Source organism: Neobacillus bataviensis (assembly GCF_019969725.1).
The window spans coordinates 64585-80692 of sequence record NZ_JAHXYW010000015.1 but is presented as its reverse complement, the minus strand read 5'-3'; the positions used below and the strand labels follow the sequence as shown (position 1 = coordinate 80692).

The following is a 16108-nucleotide window of genomic DNA, read 5'->3' as shown; positions in this document are numbered from 1 at the left end:
ATGTGATCAACACATTCGGCTATCAGACTTTTAATTCAACTAGAGGCTGCGTATATTTTTTCATAAAATAACTTCCAAGAACTTTACATATCAAGAAAGAAATGATGAAAAGTAAAAGGTAATTTCCTGATATGGAATTTAATCGCTCATCCGGAATGAACGTTTGAAACGATTTAATAATAAAACCGTGAAATAAATAGATATATAAGGTTCTTTCTCCGATTTTCGTTAATTTAAACTGAGTGGAAGGTATGAGAGCTAAAAACCCAAACATTACTATGAATGTCACACCATATTGTAGACCTCGCAATAGCCCATCTGTTACCTCTTTACCTCCCATGTTTGCATATGATGTATCACCTAACAGCCATGGAACTGCATCTTTTGGGAAGCCAAATCCAACCAATAAAAGGGTTACAGATATGATTAAGATCCCCAATGGAAGTGAGTACTTTGCTCTGATAATCCTTTTTAGCTGCTTCCCATTTAGTAAGTACCCCATTAAAAAATATGGAAAAAATACAAATGTCCTTGATAAGCTTAAGAAACTGCCAATATGATCAACATAACCTACCCCAATTCCGATAGCGATAGCAATCACAAGACCCTTCCATCTAAGTTCTGCAAAGATATATAACAATAAATTCCAGCAGAACAAACTCATTAAAAACCATAGCGTCCAATGCGGATGGAGTAAATCAAAATTCAATTTGTCTTCCTGTCCATTTAGATAATAATAAACAGAGTAAATGGATTGAAAAATAAAATAAGGAATTAATATTTTTTTTACAGACTTTTTCAAGTAGCCTGGTTTTTTATAACCTTTTGCGAAGTATCCGGAGATTAATATAAATGCTGGCATATGGAATAAAAAAATCGCGGAATATAAGGTAAAAAGGATCCCATCGTGTTCCTTTAAAGGACTGATGAGATGCCCAAAAACAACGAGAAAAATTAATATAAATTTGGCATTATCGAAATATTTACTCCTTTTTGAAATTGAACCCATTTTATCACCCCATAGTTTAATTCACTCAAAAAGGTATATTAAAAATTTTCCAAATCACCCTGTTCATCCATGATACCTCAAAACCATTACGGAAATATTTTAGCGGATTTACATAATGTTTCATGGGAATTACAATTTTGAAATAATAATCAAATATACCCACGATTAAATTACCACTCTATTCTTAATTAAGCCTTAATAAGTTGGGGCAGGCATTTCATTTTGAGAGGCAGCAACGAACTGATAAAATTTCATTGTGAATACCCAATAAAGTTTTTTATGAAAGAAGCTGACAATATGAATCAAGAAAATAGAATGAAACGTCTTAGTGATATCCCATATTCAGTCCTTGATCTTTCTCCCATCATTGAAGGAGGAAGTCCTGCTGATTCATTAAGGAACACTTTAGACCTTGCCCGTCATGTTGAAAAATGGGGCTATAACCGCTATTGGCTTGCAGAGCATCATAATATGCCAGGGATTGCGAGTTCTGCGACATCTTTGGTTATTGGTCATGTTGCAGCTGGCACTACTTCCATCCGAGTTGGTTCAGGTGGGATTATGCTTCCTAATCATTCACCACTAATCATTGCCGAGCAATTTGGAACGCTTGAATCTCTCTTTCCAGGTCGTATTGACCTTGGACTAGGCCGTGCACCAGGAACAGACCAGCTGACAGCCCATGCACTTAGAAGAGACCGGCGAAGCGATGGCCATGACTTCCCTGAGCAGCTTGGTGAACTCCGAGCGTACTTTAATCCATCAGGGAAAAATTATGTAAAGGCCATTCCTGGAGAAGGATTGGATGTCCCAATTTGGTTATTGGGTTCCAGCGGTTTTAGTGCTCAATTAGCAGGACAACTAGGATTGCCTTTTTCCTTTGCTAGTCATTTTTCTCCTGAATACACAAAGCCTGCTCTTGCGCTTTATCGCAGCAATTTCAAACCTTCTGGTGTACTTAAGAGGCCTTATGCCATGGTGGGAGTGAACGTGATTGCCGCAGATTCTGACGAAGAAGCAAACTGGCTTTCCACGTCAATGCAGCAGCAATTCCTAGCGTTAATCCGAAATAATCCTGGAAAGCTCCAACCTCCTGTCGAAAATATTGATTCGCTTTGCAGTGATTATGAAAAGTCACTGTTAGCCGGCCGATTGAGTACCTCTATTGTCGGCTCACCGAAAACTGTTAAGGAGAAACTGCAAGCCTTTTTAGATGAAACCCAGGCAGATGAAATGATTATTAATTCGCAAATTTTTGATCATCAAGCCCGACTTCGTTCTTATGAAATTTTATCTGAAATAGTCAAATGAACATAAAAAGAGCTTGGCTGCCCAAGCTCTTTTTATATGTTTATAATGTCCACAATCCTGTTACTAATAGTTTCAGGATATTTTTCTTTTATTTCCTCCAATGAAATCTGGAGATTTTTTGCAAGTAATGGAAGATATTCTTTGTCATATCGGAGCCAAGAGGCGTAGTTTCTTTTTAAAAATCGTTCAGCCTCTGTATAAGACAAGAATGATTGATTTAGTTTCTCTCCATTATGGAATACTCTATAACTGCTATTACCATTCGGCTGAATAAAACTAATTTCCCCTTTATGGTTCTGATAACTGCTGCCATAGGAGGCTTCTTTCACATTAAATTCATTTCGATCTGCATCTGGTTTAGGAGGAGAAAGATTAAAAACTTTCACAATAAACGTTTCAAATGCTTCAGCTGTCAAATCCGCTCCAGAGGCTTTCGGATGGCCGCCGCCGCCATATTTTTGGGCAAATTCGGCTACATTTACTTCATCGTGAATAGTTCGAAATCCCATTTTCTTACCTCCGACATTCAATAATGCAATCATATCAAAATACGGATAAAGATTATTTAATGCATTTCCCAACTCAGATAAATATTGCTCCGCATGGACAATTCCGACACAATAATCGCCAACAAAGGTTTGGACCATTTGTCTGCTCTTGGACTGAATGTATCTGCTTATCTTCTGCTCTTCGATATCAAGAAGCATATTTTCCGTTTCAGTCAGATCAAATGAATCTTTGTTTTCTATCAGCCTTTTTAGCATCTCTTCTTCAAACTGCTCGCGGTTCCTGATATAGAATAAATCATTTAATCTTTTTGCTTTAATATTATCATTTTCATCCCATTCCCAGGTATCATACTGGCGGACCAAGTCGATAAATTCCTCTAAAGCCGTATTTCGTTCTAACCTTCCATGTTCAACAAGGAAATCATAAAACAATGAGGTGGCACAAGTCTTTTTACCTGTCTCATACTCCGCCCTTACACTTGCCCACGTATACTCATTAAAATGCATCGCGGTCGCATGGTGGTCAATCATTTGAATATGTTTCCCCTGCCGAAATCTTTCTGCCAGTTTTTTCTCAACATCGTTATTGACGGCTAAATCAGTTATATACACTTCTTCTGCATTATTCTCTGAATTAGAAATAAATGCTTCCACCCTTTGATTTAGATTTCGGTAGGAGCAATATGCTACATCTGCCTTTTCCCCAAAAGCAATCTTAGCGATCAAGCCGCAGCCAAGTCCATCCAAATCAATGTCAGTAAAAAGTTTTACCATCTCTTCCCCACCATTCAAAAATTTATCCATAACGTATAGTTTGGTTTCGGAAGTTTGTTCTTATACTTTGTTTTGTTAGAAAAGAAATATAACCTGCCTTTATGACCAGGTAACAAACATCACATACAGTTCAAAAACAAAATGATACGATTCACAAGTAGTTATAAAAGAAATCAAATGAAATGGGGTTATGAATTGAACTTTCCACAACTCAAAATAGGTCATATCATGCCAAAGGTTCCGATTCTTCAAGGAGGAATGGGTGTAGGTATCTCTTTGAGCAAACTGGCATCAGCAGTCGCAAATGCTGGTGGAATTGGAATTATTTCTGGGACAGGAATTTCAGTTGCGGAAATGCGTGCTCACATTAAAAAAGCTAGAAATCTAATCAAAGACACAGGGTATATAGGGGTCAATGTTTTGTTTGCTATGAATGATTTTGCTGAAAAAATGAAAGCTGCCCTAGAAGAAAAGGTCGATTTTATTATCTCTGGCGCAGGAATTTCAAGGGATATGTATACCTGGGGAAAACAAGCTGGAATTCCGGTCATTTCGATTGTTTCTTCAGCCAAATTGGCTAGAATTTCTGAAAGGCTGGGTGCTTCTGCAGTAGTGGTTGAAGGGTTTGAGGCTGGAGGGCATCTTGGAACTGATCGCCCCATGTTTGACATACTTCCAGAAGTTATTGAATCGGTTTCCATTCCAGTTATTGCTGCAGGAGGCATTATGAATGGAAGCGATATCGTAAAAGCAATTTCTATGGGTGCTTCAGGGGTGCAAATGGGGACACGGTTTGTGGCCAGCGAAGAATGTGATGCCCCATTAGCCTTTAAACAAAAATACGTTAATGCCCAAAAGGATGATTTGGTTCTGGTTAAAACTACCGTTGGCTTACAAGGGAGGGCGATAAAGAATCATTTTACTAACTTAATCAGCGGACAAGACAAATTAAAAATTGCTAAATGTCAGGATTGTTTAAAAAATTGTTCTTATCGCTTTTGCACACTAGATTCTCTCGTTACCTCAGTGAATGGGGATGTTGAAAACGGGTTAGTTTTTGCTGGCGCAAGAGTGGATGAAATTAAAGAAATTTTACCTGTCCAAAAAATCATCGACAATCTTACATTGGAGTTTAAAGAGTCAGTAAATAAAAGTCTTTTAACATAAAAGACAAAGCCAACCATAAGATGAAGGGTTGGCTTTGTCTTTATTTATTCTTATGGCAGCTTCTTTATTTTGCTATTAATCGAAGTTCTTGGCTTTGGAGCTGGTATTTCTTCTGGGTAGCCAACAGCAAGAACACCAATGAGGTCATAATTATCAGGAATTCCGAGTGTCTCTCGATTTTTTCCATTCGCTCCTATCGATGACCAAAATGTCCCTACTTCCTCTGCCCAGGCAGCCAGATTAAAATTTTGGACAAAACAGGCAGTTGCCATTGCATTTTCTTCAGACTCAATTTTTGTTGCACCACGTTTGGATAATATTGCCATCAAAAAAGGAGCATTCCCAAAATTCGTTTTATGGTTCAATTTTGCTCGTGTTTCACTTCCAATAATATAAATCTCCCATGGCTCGGTCATTCGATGATTAGGCGCCATTGCCGCTGCCTGGAGCCACGAATGAATCAACTCTTCCTTAACTGGAACTGGTCTGAATTTTTTTATATTTCTTCGTGTATTAATCGCGTCTAATATATTCATTTCTATTACTCCACCCTTCATCCATCGGTCATTGTATTATCATATGTTAACTATTACCAACAATGTGCTTTTCAAATCTACTTGAGTAAAAAACATCCGCATGTACAAAATAATCATCGACCGTATTGAAGGGAGGGACTTCAAATGACAAATCGCAACGATAATCGTGAGAGGAAAAATAAATATCCGGCCAACAAAAAACAAGACACTGAATTCTCAAAAGAAACAGGTATTCGAAGTGAGATAACGAAAAAAGATTTACAAAAATAAATGTATTTTTATTAGTAAAGGAGGCACGTCCTCCTTTTTTAATTTTTCAGTTTATAATAACCTTTCTTCAATCCGTAGTAACAAAACCACAGTGACTGAATAAAGAAGAAAATCCCCCAAAGTGGTGCAGGAATAATATGCGTCAATTGCGATAGATTTGCAGCATCCCCCGCCGCACCGGGCTGAATTAAGCTAATAATTAAGATTTCATAAGCACTTTGAACGGAATCAACCAACAAAATCGAAGCAATCAAAAGTAAAATATGATCTCTTAGACCTGGACTTCCTTTTATCAGTAAAATTAAAAAGGCGACCGCAAAGGAACAAAGCCAAAATATCCCGTAAGGATTACGTACCCAAAATAGCAAATTTAGAAAAATAAAACCTAACAATATATCAATAAAGAGTATTTGTTTTTTCTTTCCGATTAGCAAAAATGAAAGGAAAGCCATAAAAGAAGCAAATGTATAGCCCGCAAGACTGGTAAAAAAACTGCCAATCCATGTAGATTGATTACTATAGGTTGCCCCCTCGGAATTCATAAACAACGATATTCTTTCAACATTTCCCCCTAATAGCGCAATCAAAGCATGACCGGATTCATGTATTAGGGTGTTAATTATTTTTACATAATCCCCAATAATTGGTACATGTATCAATAGAAAAGCAAACACGAGGAAAAAGAAAAACTTCGTACTGAATTTATCTCGGACAAAGCTCAAAACACATTCTCCTCCTTTTTTTGAAAATTTTTTATTATCTTTATCTTAACATTTTTAATACCTTATCTGCTATTCCATTTGGCAACTCGTTCACTCTGAAGGAGGAACCAAAATAACTCTTATTTACTTAATGACTAATCTTTTGGAAAGATTGATCCGGCGCTTAATTTTTTCTTGAACTCGACAAAGTGACAACTTATGTGTTATCATTAGGTTGTCACATTACCGGTAACGTTTCAACAAAAAAGGGGGAATGAAATTGATACAGTTTAAAGATATTGTTAAGAAATATCGAACAAAGACCATTATTAACACTTTCTCATTAGACATTGAAGCAGGTCAGTTGGTCGTTTTTATTGGTCCAAGCGGATGCGGTAAAACGACTTTGCTTAAAATGATCAATAAGCTTATTCAGCCCACATCGGGACAGATTTTTGTAAACGGGACAGATATCTCTAAGATGAATCCGATTGAATTACGGAGGAATGTTGGATATGTTATTCAAAACACAGGATTATTTCCTCACATGTCTATTAAAGAAAACCTGGAATTGATTCCTAAACTGAAGGGTGAAGATCCGGCGTCGATTGAAAAAAAGACATTAGAATTGCTGGAAATGGTAGGTTTAGATCCTAAGGAATATTTGCATCGTTATCCCAAAGAATTAAGCGGCGGCCAGCAGCAAAGGATAGGCGTAGCCAGGGCCTTCTCCACAAACTCCGATATCATCTTAATGGATGAACCCTTCAGTGCATTAGATCCCGTTACAAGAAGCTCCCTTCAGGAGGAATTATTCCAAATGCAAAAGGAATGGAATAAGACCATCATTTTTGTTACGCATGACATGGATGAAGCTATTAAAATAGCAGATAAGATTTGTATTTTAAAAGATGGGGATATTCTTCAATACGATACACCTGAAAATATCTTAAAAAATCCTGCTAATGAATTTGTTGAGGGATTTATTGGGAAACGACGTGTATGGAATAATCCCGAATTATTATTGGCCGAGGATATTATGATTCAGAATCCTGTAAAAATTACAGCGATGAGAAACGTCTTACAGGCGATTGAGATCATGAAGGACAATAAGGTAGACAGTTTAATGGTTACCGACAAAAATAACGTCCTAAAAGGACTCGTGACTTTAAAAGGCATTCAACTTCTTAATCGAAATACCTCAATTGAAATGATTATGGAACAAAATGTTCTTTCTGTTTCCCAAGATGCAAATTTAATTTCAGTGTTAGCAACCATGAATGAGCATAAAATAGGCTATTTGCCCGTGGTGAATAGTGCTAAACAATTAACTGGATTAATCACAAGAAGCAGCATTTTATCAGCATTAAGCAGCCAGCTGATTGATTTGGAGGTGGCGTTTTAATGAGTAATTTCTTAAATTATATATCGTCTAATTATCAGCAGATTTTCAGTTTACTAGGACAGCATCTTTATTTAAGTATTGTTTCCGTATTAATCGCGATTGTGGTAGGTATTCCGCTTGGAATTCTTATTTCCAGAGAACCAAAGCTTTCTAAGCCGGTTATTGGGACGACAAATGTTATTCAAGCTGTACCAAGCTTGGCTTTACTCGGATTCTTGATTCCTTTTATTGGTATCGGAAGCACGCCCGCAATTATCATGGTCGTTCTTTATTCACTGCTTCCAATTGTAAAAAACACTTATACAGGCTTAACTAATATTGATAGGGATATTCTGGAAGCCGCCAAAGGTATCGGTCTGACCAAAGGTCAAACAATGAGAAAAGTGCAATTGCCACTTGCCTTCCCGATGATTATGGCGGGTATCAGAATTTCAGCGGTAACCGCTGTTGGATTAATGACCATCGCTGCTTTCGTCGGCGCCGGAGGACTTGGTTACCTCGTTTTTTCAGGGGTGCAAACCGTTGATAATAACATGATTTTAGCAGGAGCCATCCCTGCGTGTATTCTGGCACTTCTGATTGACTTTCTTGTGGGTAAAATGGAATCGGCACTTTCGTATACAAGCAAGCAACGGTCCTCAAAGTCTTCAGGTAAGCAGACCAAACGATGGGTGATTGGTATTGCTTCCGTTCTGCTTGTTACTGCCGGAGCCTTTTCAATTTATGCAAAGGCCAATACTGAGGATAAAATTGTGATTGGCTCGAAAAATTTTAGTGAACAATTAATTTTAGGAAATATGCTGGCTGATTTGATTGAAGACAAGACGGATCTTAAAGTAGAAAGAAAGCTTAATTTAGGGGGCTCTCAGGTAGCCTTTAGCGCCCTGAATAAAGGGGACATCGATGTATACGTCGAATATACCGGAACTGGGTTGGTTAATATTTTAAAGCAGCCGCCCAAAAATGATCCTGAGCAGGTCTATAATATTGTCCAAAAAGAATTTATTAAAAAATATGGGATTGAACAATTAAAACCGCTCGGATTTAATAACACTTACGCATTGGCTGTTCGCCAAGACACCGCTAAACAGTATGGGTTAAATACGATTTCTGATTTAGCGAAAGTCAGCAATGGCTTAATATTAGGTCCTACACTTGAATTTCCAAATCGTGATGATGGTTTGATTGGACTTTCTCAAAAATATAATATGAATTTTAAAGATGTGAAAGCTGTTGACGGGGGTCTGCGCTATACAGCCCTAGATAATCATAAAAGTGATGTTATTGATGCGTTTTCCACTGACGGTTTACTTGAGGCCTTTCATTTAAAAGTTCTAAAGGATGATAAAAATTTCTTCCCGCCTTACTATGCGGTGCCAATAGTTAAGCAAGAAACATTAAAGGAACATCCTGAATTGAAAAAAGCCCTCAATTCGCTTGCGGGTAAATTAACTGATGACAAAATGCGTCAGCTTAACTATAAGGTTGATAGTCTGAAACAGTCTCCAGCAAAGGTAGCAAAAGAGTTTTTGAAAAAAGAAGGATTAATTCAATAAACCGAAAATAAGCCAGTTTCCGAGGAAACTGGCTTATTTTATTCCTTTAAAAAATGCAAAACTCTGTCATAAGTTTTATCATCACCTATTACTAGCAGCACATCTCCTTCTATAATTAAGGCATATGGACCTGGTGAGATGATCATTTCTCCGTTTCGTTTCATACCGATAACGGTACCGCCGGTATTTTGCCAAAACTTCACTTCGGAAATCGTTTTACCTATATGGCTGCAGTCTGGAAAAACCTCTACCTCTATTGGGGCCAATGGATTTGTATGCCTAAGCTTACCTGAGTAATCCATTATTTTTCTAAGAGTTTCCAGCATCAACTCGTCAAGCCTATCTCTTTCCGAAATTATACTATTCATTTCTTTTTCTAAATCTTTAATGCTTGCTAAATTGGAAAATCGATGAATATATTTGATGGCATTCTCTTTGGATGCGATCACAATTCCGCTGCCTTTAGCCGACTGAACAATATCGACATCCTCTAATATCTTAATTGCACGTCTGACAGTTTCCGGAGAAACTTTATATTCACTTGCCAGTGTCGACCTACCGTGAATTTTTTCTCCGACTTTAAATTCACCATCATAAATTCTATTTGCTAAATCAATTGCAATCCGCTCATATGTTGGGATTTGTGCCCTTTGCATAAAAACACCGCCACGTTTCGTCTAAAAGAATTTCCTTTCTTATTTTATACATATACTCCTTCTAACAAAAGTCTAATATCACTATTTTAGACTTATTTTCTTAAGTTTGGACATAATTTTAAGGAATTCATTAGAATAGGATGAAATCATGATGCGAAAATTAATTATCATTTTAAGCTCGGCATTTATTATTTTTATGACTGTCTTATTCATATATTACCTTTTAAAGGGTGATACCTCTCGATGGCAGGTTGCACTAGGCGGAGTTTTGGTCAGCGCCTTACCGCTTTTTTTATTACGGTTGAAAAATAACCCCTTTAATATTCCAATCATTATCAGCTATTTTATTTTTTTATTTTGTTCCTTATTTCTGGGATCAATCTCAAGCTTTTATTTGCACTACAAATGGTGGGATTCTACTCTTCATTTTTTTAAAGCGATTTATATTGGGGTTGTTGGGATTGCTCTATATAAACGTTTAATACCGGAGAACGTCCGCAGCGGCGTTTCGGCTGCCATGCTTTTTCTGTTCGTTCTCTCACTTGCAGTTTTTTCAAGTCTGATATGGGAAATTTATGAATTTCTCGGGGACTTAACGTTTACCCATACGATGCAGCGAGGTGGCAATACGGACACAATGTATGATTTATTGTGTGGCTGTGCCGGTGGTCTCCTTATCGCTATTTACTCGGGTGCTAGAAAACAAAAAGTTTAAAACTGGGGGATTCCTGAATGAATCGGAAGCTCGTTATTCTTTTAAGTGGATTGTATGTAGTTTTCATGGCAATTTTAGCATTTTATTATTATAAAAATGACGTATCCTTCAAATCAACTGTTGCCATAGGCGGTATTGTTTGCGGGGCCGTCCCTCTTTTGCTGGCGCTTTTTACAAAGCTGCAATTTAATTTGCCAATCGTCATCTCCTATTTAATTTTTTTAATCGGCTCACAATATTTAGGATCGATTCGAGGCTGGTATGGGCTTGGCTGGTGGGATACTTTTATGCATTTTGTCAGCGGTGCGATCCTTGCTTTTTCAGGTATCGCCTTGTATGAAAGATTAATCCATCGGAATGCAGGGGATGAAATATCGCCGTGGTTTGTCTTTTTATTCACTTTATCGTTCGCTGCACTAGGCGGTGTTTTGTGGGAGGTATATGAATTTAGCTCTGACCAATTTTTTGACATGACCTTACAAGGCGGAGGTAACAAAGATACGATGACTGATTTAATTGCCGATACGGCAGGAGGTCTCGCCATCGCCATTTGGGCGGGGGTTCGGACGAGAATTAAATTAAAGAAAGGGTAAAAGAGGCTCTTTCTCCGAGCCTCTTTTATTTGAGTCGGTATTCTTATCCAATCTTTTCAATGGATACTGGAACACCATTAAGTACCGCATTTCCTGAAATAGGATCAAGTTCTTGTTCATCCGTCAATAAATTGACATTCACACCTGGATGCTCACATGCGACGCCAAGTCGTGTACCTGTATGACTATGTCCCCATCCGTGCGGCAAACTTACCGTACCTGGCATGATATCGTCTGTAATTTCGACAGGCACTTCAATTTTACCTGTTCGGGATTTGAGTAATGCCCTTTCTCCCTTCCCTATACCAAAACGATTTGCATCACTGGAATGAATCCAAAGCGTACAACGGTCTTCTCCTTTTACCAATACTGGCAAATTGTGCAACCAGGAGTTATTGCTTCGCAAATCCCGCCTGCCAACTAAAACGAGAGGATTCGATTCAGACTTAAGCGACTGTTTTAAGCGCTTAACATCCTTCACTAAAATTGAAGGTGCCAATTCAATTTTCCCAGATGGAGTTTGCAGAATTTCGGTGATTCTGGGCTTCATTGCGCCAAAGTCCATTCCATGCGGATTTACCTCAAGTACAGACAAGCTAAGCCCATCCGGATTTTTCCCAAAATGATCTCCGTACGGCCCTATACGAAGATAAAAATCAAGTAACCGCTCTGGTCCTTTTCTATCTTTTAGGAATGAAAAAATCTCAACTGCATCCCGTCCATAAATAGGCGAATTTTCATTTTTTAATTCATGTTTAATCCTTTCACCTATAGTATAATCATCCAATAAAGTGAGAGGATCGCCAACTAAATTTTGTTCACTTACTGCTGCAGCTAAATGCAGAAGTATCTGCCAGTCATCTAATTGTTCTGAAGGCAGGTCAAAAACAGGCTTTGAATAATGTGCTATATTTCTTATAGCAAGATTATAAAAGGCAATATCATAATGCGAATGTTCTAATGGTGAAGGAACTGGCAGCAGCACATTTGCAAGTCTTGACGTTTCATTCATGTAACAGTCAACACTGACCATGAAATCCACTTTCTCAAGAGCCGCCTGCAGACGCTTACTATTTGGTGCCGATAGGGTTGGATTTCCGGCCACACAAATGAATCCTTTAATTTGTCCGTGTCCTTCCGTTTCCATTTCTTCCGCCATGCATGAGACTGGAAGCTCTCCCAAGACCTCTGGCATGCTGCTAATCCGGCTTTGATATCGATTATACCGGATTGAGTTGACTTTTTTCGAGGAAGCACGTCTAGTCGCAGGGGTAGGGAACATCACACCACCTTGACGGTCCAAGTTCCCAGTTAAAACGTTCAATACATCTACAAGCCAACTGTTCATCGTTCCGAAGGGCTGTGTACAGGTGCCCATTCTTCCGTAAACAATGGCTTTAGACGAGGCGGCCAGCTCGTGGGCAATCCTGCGAATTTCAGTAGCAGATATACCGCATTTAGCTGCTGCCACCTCTGGTGAAAAATCCTGGGATAGGGATTTAATTTCCTCTAGACCGTTTATAAGATGAACCAGTTTCCCCGGTGATACTAAATCTTCCTCAAAAAGAGTATTAATCAAGGCAAACAGGAAAAAAGCATCCGTTCCAGGTCGGATAAAATGATGTTCATCCGCCTGTTTGGCAGTCACGGTCCGTACTGGATCGATGACAACTAACTTACCGCCCCGGTCCCGGAGAGCCCTCAACCTAGCTCTCATATTAGGTGCAGTCATTAAACTTCCATTTGAAGCAAGCGGATTAGCCCCAATCATTAAAAAATAATTTGTATGATCAATGTCAGGGATAGGAAGATTTGCATCACTTCCAAACATCATTTCAGAGGAAAGCTGCTTCGGAATCTGGTCAAGCGTACTGGCAGAATATATATTCCGGCTCCCTAATGCCCGTAAAAATGTTGGCGCATATAACATGTTCCCCAAATTATGAACTGAAGGGTTTCCTAAATATACGGCGACGGAGTTCCTTCCATGCTCTTTAATAATCGTTTGCAGTCCTTTTCTAACTTCTAAAAAGGCTTCGTCCCAAGAAACTTCCTGCCAATCTGAACCACGGCGAATCATCGGTTTTCGGATTCGGTCAGGGTCAGCATGAAGTTCCTTGACACTGAAACCCTTTGGGCATAAATACCCCTTACTAAACGGATCCAGTTTATCCCCCTTAATGTGGACAACCTCTTGTCCCTTCGTATGAATTTCCAGGCCGCATGTCGCTTCGCACAATGGGCATGTACGAAAGTTTATTTTTGTTTCCAGTTCATTCAAAATCAACCGCAATTCCTCCCCTGAGGCTTATTAAGGATTTAAAATAAGTTTCCCGATTGTTTGACGACCTTCTAACAGTTCGTGTGCCAATTTCGCATCTTCCAAAGCAAAGGTTTTGCCTATTATTAATTTTAATTTACCTTCGCCAATATAATTCAATAAATCTCTTACACTATTTTTATATGCTTTTGAATCTTTCAGAAAATGAACAAGCCAAAAACCGACAACACTTACATTTCGCTGCATGAGGATAGCTGGATCGAATTTTGTTTCCTGCCCGCCAGCACGGCCATAAATGACAAGTCTGCTATTTACCGCCATACATTTCAAAGTATTTTTAAAAATGTCGCCGCCAACCATCTCAAGAGCAACATCGACCCCTTTGCCACCTGTGACAGCTAAAACTTGCTTATGCCAATTTTCTTCAGTGTAATTAATTCCAACATCAGCCCCAAGAGAAAAAGCAAGATCAAGCTTTTCCTTGCTGCTGGCTGTGGCAATGACCTTGCCTGCGCCCATTATCTTTGCTAATTGCACCGCAAATGTACCCACACCACCTGCTGCAGCATGCACCAGTACGGTGTCACCTTTTTGGATTTGGCCAGAAGATTTTAAGATGAAATATGCCGAAATTCCCTGACCTAAAATGGAAGCAGCCTGATTGAAATCGACTGATTCCGGTATCTTTACTAACTGGGATTCATGAAGTGCAATGTACTCTGCATATCCTCCATCATCTGTTAATGCGACTACCCGATCGCCAATCTTAAAGTCCGTGACATCTGCCGCAACCTCTGTGATGACACCCGCTACTTCCGCTCCTGGAACATAAGGTAGAGGAGTTTTCGCTAAATATTGGCCATATCTGCGGGCAGTATCCGCAAAGTTCACTCCCGCAGCTTTTACCTTTACCAAAACATTTCTGGACCTTAATTCTGGTAAGGGTACATCGACAAACTGTAAAACATCAGGTTTTCCATATTCTTTAAATTGAATCGCTTTCATTAAAAAGTCTCCTTTATTTTAGAATACTAACCGGTTGGTATAATGATAGCACACAATTAAATTTTATACTATTTAAATTTCGCCCTATAGAGACAAAAAAAGTAGTTCTTAATTAAAAGGAATTAAGAACTACTTTTTACCTATTATACCGTGACAGCAGCAAAAAACTCTTCGTACAATGCTGCAACAGCTCTTTTTTCATCTACTTGTTTTACACCAAACATCATGCTGACTTCAGAGGATCCTTGGTTAATCATTTCAATATTAACATGTGCCTTCGCTAACGCTTTAGAGGCTCGAGCCATTGTACCCACATTATGTCTCATGCCTTCGCCAACAACCATAATAAGAGCGAGGCTATGCTCAATTTTCACTTCATCTGCATGAAGCTCTGTCATAATACGGTCTTTTATTTCTCTTTCCATAATAGGATCCATCTGGCTTTCTCGCAAGATGACAGATACATCATCAATTCCTGATGGTGTATGCTCATATGATAAGCCGAAATCTTCTAATATACCTAAAAGCTTACGACCAAAACCAACTTCCCTGTTCATTAAGTATTTACTCACATAAATGCTGCAAAAACCTTGATCACTGGCAATACCAATTACCGGCCCATTTGTATTTTTTCGATCAGACACAATTCTGGTCCCAGGAGCAGCAGGATTGTTCGTATTCTTGATATGAACCGGAATTCCCGCACGGAAAGCTGGGACAAGGGCTTCATCATGCAGAACGGTAAAGCCCGCATACGAAAGCTCTCGCATTTCCCGGTAGGTTAATTCTTTAATTTCTTTTGGTTTTGTAATAATATTAGGATTAACGGAATAAACCGCATCTACATCGGTGAAATTTTCATATAAATCCGCTTTTAGCGCGTTAGCAAGGATTGATCCGGTAATATCAGAGCCGCTTCGTGAAAACGTAAAAACTTCTCCTTCCCTGCTATAGCCAAAAAAGCCAGGAAAAATCAAAATGCCAGGGCGTTCATGGAGTGAAAATAAGCGATTGTACGACTCTGTTAAAACTTGAGCATTTCCAGGTTCATCACTTACTAAAAGTCCAGCTTCCTTCGGGTCGATATATGAGGCATCGACTCCCCGCTTACGGAAGTAGGCAGCCACCAATTTGGCATTATTATCTTCACCACTTGCTTTAAGCCTATCCATAAACCGGTCAGGCCTACTTTTGTTCCCATTCAGCCTTTCTATCAAATCGTTTTGAATTTCATGAATGATCTCATCCCCGAGTGCTAATTCCTCTGCAATGGATGAATATCTTTCGATAACAGCGTCAAATTTTTCTTTTGGATCCATATTGAGTAAGCTGAGTTCTGCACATTCTATTAATAAATCCGTTACCTTATGATCCTCAGAAAATCTTTTACCGGGAGCTGATACAACGACCACTTTCCGCTCAGCGTCAGCTATGACAATTTGAAATACTTTTTCAATCTGCTTTCCGGATGCTAAAGATGATCCGCCAAACTTTACTACTTTCATCATGACAACTCCCTATTGTGTAAAAATATAATCTTAATTTTATTCCAATTCTGAAAATAATCAAGTGTTTTTTCCTTTTTGCATGGACATTTGTACGCATAGGGAGTACACAACT

General features: G+C 38.7%; 15 protein-coding genes. 7 read left to right on the top strand and 8 right to left on the bottom strand.

Annotated elements, in window-relative coordinates:
- Positions 1-22: 22 nt before the first annotated feature.
- Positions 23-1009: an acyltransferase family protein gene (locus LC455_RS26495; protein WP_223595518.1), complete on the bottom strand. Its 987-nt coding sequence runs from the start codon at positions 1007-1009 to the stop codon at positions 23-25.
- Between the two features lie 297 nt (positions 1010-1306).
- Here LC455_RS26495 and LC455_RS26490 point away from each other — a divergent pair, with 297 nt between their 5' ends.
- A complete protein-coding gene (locus LC455_RS26490; RefSeq protein WP_223595515.1) occupies positions 1307-2320 on the top strand; it encodes an LLM class flavin-dependent oxidoreductase in 1014 nt (337 codons plus the stop codon).
- 32 nt (positions 2321-2352) lie between these two features.
- Here the strand turns inward: LC455_RS26490 and LC455_RS26485 are convergent, their stop codons facing one another.
- Positions 2353-3603, bottom strand: coding sequence for a DHH family phosphoesterase (locus LC455_RS26485; protein ID WP_223595513.1), 1251 nt, complete (start codon positions 3601-3603; stop codon positions 2353-2355).
- Positions 3604-3780: 177 nt separating this feature from the next.
- On the opposite strand from LC455_RS26485, the gene LC455_RS26480 reads away from it, so the two are divergent.
- A complete protein-coding gene (locus LC455_RS26480; RefSeq protein WP_223595511.1) occupies positions 3781-4770 on the top strand; it encodes an NAD(P)H-dependent flavin oxidoreductase in 990 nt (329 codons plus the stop codon).
- A gap of 50 nt (positions 4771-4820) precedes the next feature.
- Here LC455_RS26480 and LC455_RS26475 read toward each other — a convergent pair whose 3' ends face one another.
- Positions 4821-5306 carry a nitroreductase family protein gene (locus LC455_RS26475; protein WP_223595509.1) on the bottom strand — a complete coding sequence of 162 codons (486 nt, stop codon included), beginning with the start codon at positions 5304-5306 and terminating at the stop codon, positions 4821-4823.
- A 144-nt stretch (positions 5307-5450) separates the two neighbouring features.
- Here LC455_RS26475 and LC455_RS31585 point away from each other — a divergent pair, with 144 nt between their 5' ends.
- The gene (locus LC455_RS31585) at positions 5451-5576 is read left to right on the top strand and encodes a hypothetical protein (RefSeq protein ID WP_263297926.1); all 126 of its coding nucleotides are present in this window, start codon (positions 5451-5453) and stop codon (positions 5574-5576) included.
- Positions 5577-5614: 38 nt separating this feature from the next.
- On the opposite strand, the gene LC455_RS26470 is transcribed toward LC455_RS31585, so the two are convergent.
- Complete coding sequence (locus tag LC455_RS26470) at positions 5615-6298, bottom strand: M50 family metallopeptidase (protein ID WP_223595508.1); 684 nt, start codon at positions 6296-6298, stop codon at positions 5615-5617.
- Between the two features lie 259 nt (positions 6299-6557).
- On the opposite strand from LC455_RS26470, the gene LC455_RS26465 reads away from it, so the two are divergent.
- Together LC455_RS26465 and LC455_RS26460 are read left to right on the top strand one after the other, a co-directional pair.
- Positions 6558-7682, top strand: coding sequence for an ABC transporter ATP-binding protein (locus LC455_RS26465; RefSeq protein ID WP_223595506.1), 1125 nt, complete (start codon positions 6558-6560; stop codon positions 7680-7682).
- Positions 7682-9238: an ABC transporter permease/substrate-binding protein gene (locus tag LC455_RS26460; RefSeq protein WP_223595504.1), complete on the top strand. Its 1557-nt coding sequence runs from the start codon at positions 7682-7684 to the stop codon at positions 9236-9238. The genes LC455_RS26465 and LC455_RS26460 overlap by 1 nt, the downstream gene beginning before the upstream one ends.
- Positions 9239-9276: 38 nt before the next feature.
- Here LC455_RS26460 and LC455_RS26455 read toward each other — a convergent pair whose 3' ends face one another.
- Positions 9277-9894, bottom strand: a complete 618-nt coding sequence (locus LC455_RS26455; protein WP_223595502.1) for a TrkA C-terminal domain-containing protein — start codon at positions 9892-9894, stop codon at positions 9277-9279.
- Positions 9895-10042: 148 nt separating this feature from the next.
- Between LC455_RS26455 and LC455_RS26450 the strand changes: the two genes are divergently transcribed.
- Together LC455_RS26450 and LC455_RS26445 are read left to right on the top strand one after the other, a co-directional pair.
- On the top strand, positions 10043-10609 hold the full coding sequence (locus tag LC455_RS26450; RefSeq protein ID WP_223595500.1) for a membrane-spanning protein: 567 nt from the start codon (positions 10043-10045) through the stop codon (positions 10607-10609).
- A gap of 17 nt (positions 10610-10626) precedes the next feature.
- Positions 10627-11202 (top strand): hypothetical protein, encoded by a 576-nt coding sequence (locus tag LC455_RS26445; protein ID WP_223595499.1) that lies wholly within the window; start codon positions 10627-10629, stop codon positions 11200-11202.
- 43 nt (positions 11203-11245) lie between these two features.
- Here LC455_RS26445 and LC455_RS26440 read toward each other — a convergent pair whose 3' ends face one another.
- From LC455_RS26440 to LC455_RS26430, 3 genes are all read right to left on the bottom strand, one after another.
- Positions 11246-13489, bottom strand: a complete 2244-nt coding sequence (locus LC455_RS26440; protein ID WP_223595498.1) for a molybdopterin oxidoreductase family protein — start codon at positions 13487-13489, stop codon at positions 11246-11248.
- A gap of 24 nt (positions 13490-13513) precedes the next feature.
- The gene (locus LC455_RS26435; protein WP_223595497.1) at positions 13514-14488 is read right to left on the bottom strand and encodes a quinone oxidoreductase family protein; all 975 of its coding nucleotides are present in this window, start codon (positions 14486-14488) and stop codon (positions 13514-13516) included.
- Positions 14489-14631: 143 nt separating this feature from the next.
- Entirely contained in the window at positions 14632-15993 is a 1362-nt protein-coding gene (locus LC455_RS26430; protein ID WP_223595597.1) for an aspartate kinase, read from the bottom strand.
- Positions 15994-16108: the final 115 nt, after the last annotated feature.

What these genes read in the sequence shown, in the direction of transcription:
- LC455_RS26495 (WP_223595518.1), bottom strand. Translation starts at nt 1,009, where the DNA reads ATGGGTTCAATTTCAAAAAGGAGTAAATATTTCGATAATGCCAAATTT.
- LC455_RS26490 (WP_223595515.1), top strand. Translation starts at nt 1,307, where the DNA reads ATGAATCAAGAAAATAGAATGAAACGTCTTAGTGATATCCCATATTCA.
- LC455_RS26485 (WP_223595513.1), bottom strand. Translation starts at nt 3,603, where the DNA reads ATGGTAAAACTTTTTACTGACATTGATTTGGATGGACTTGGCTGCGGC.
- LC455_RS26480 (WP_223595511.1), top strand. Translation starts at nt 3,781, where the DNA reads ATGAAATGGGGTTATGAATTGAACTTTCCACAACTCAAAATAGGTCAT.
- LC455_RS26475 (WP_223595509.1), bottom strand. Translation starts at nt 5,306, where the DNA reads ATGAATATATTAGACGCGATTAATACACGAAGAAATATAAAAAAATTC.
- LC455_RS31585 (WP_263297926.1), top strand. Translation starts at nt 5,451, where the DNA reads ATGACAAATCGCAACGATAATCGTGAGAGGAAAAATAAATATCCGGCC.
- LC455_RS26460 (WP_223595504.1), top strand. Translation starts at nt 7,682, where the DNA reads ATGAGTAATTTCTTAAATTATATATCGTCTAATTATCAGCAGATTTTC.
- LC455_RS26455 (WP_223595502.1), bottom strand. Translation starts at nt 9,894, where the DNA reads ATGCAAAGGGCACAAATCCCAACATATGAGCGGATTGCAATTGATTTA.
- LC455_RS26450 (WP_223595500.1), top strand. Translation starts at nt 10,043, where the DNA reads ATGATGCGAAAATTAATTATCATTTTAAGCTCGGCATTTATTATTTTT.
- LC455_RS26445 (WP_223595499.1), top strand. Translation starts at nt 10,627, where the DNA reads ATGAATCGGAAGCTCGTTATTCTTTTAAGTGGATTGTATGTAGTTTTC.
- LC455_RS26435 (WP_223595497.1), bottom strand. Translation starts at nt 14,488, where the DNA reads ATGAAAGCGATTCAATTTAAAGAATATGGAAAACCTGATGTTTTACAG.
- LC455_RS26430 (WP_223595597.1), bottom strand. Translation starts at nt 15,993, where the DNA reads ATGAAAGTAGTAAAGTTTGGCGGATCATCTTTAGCATCCGGAAAGCAG.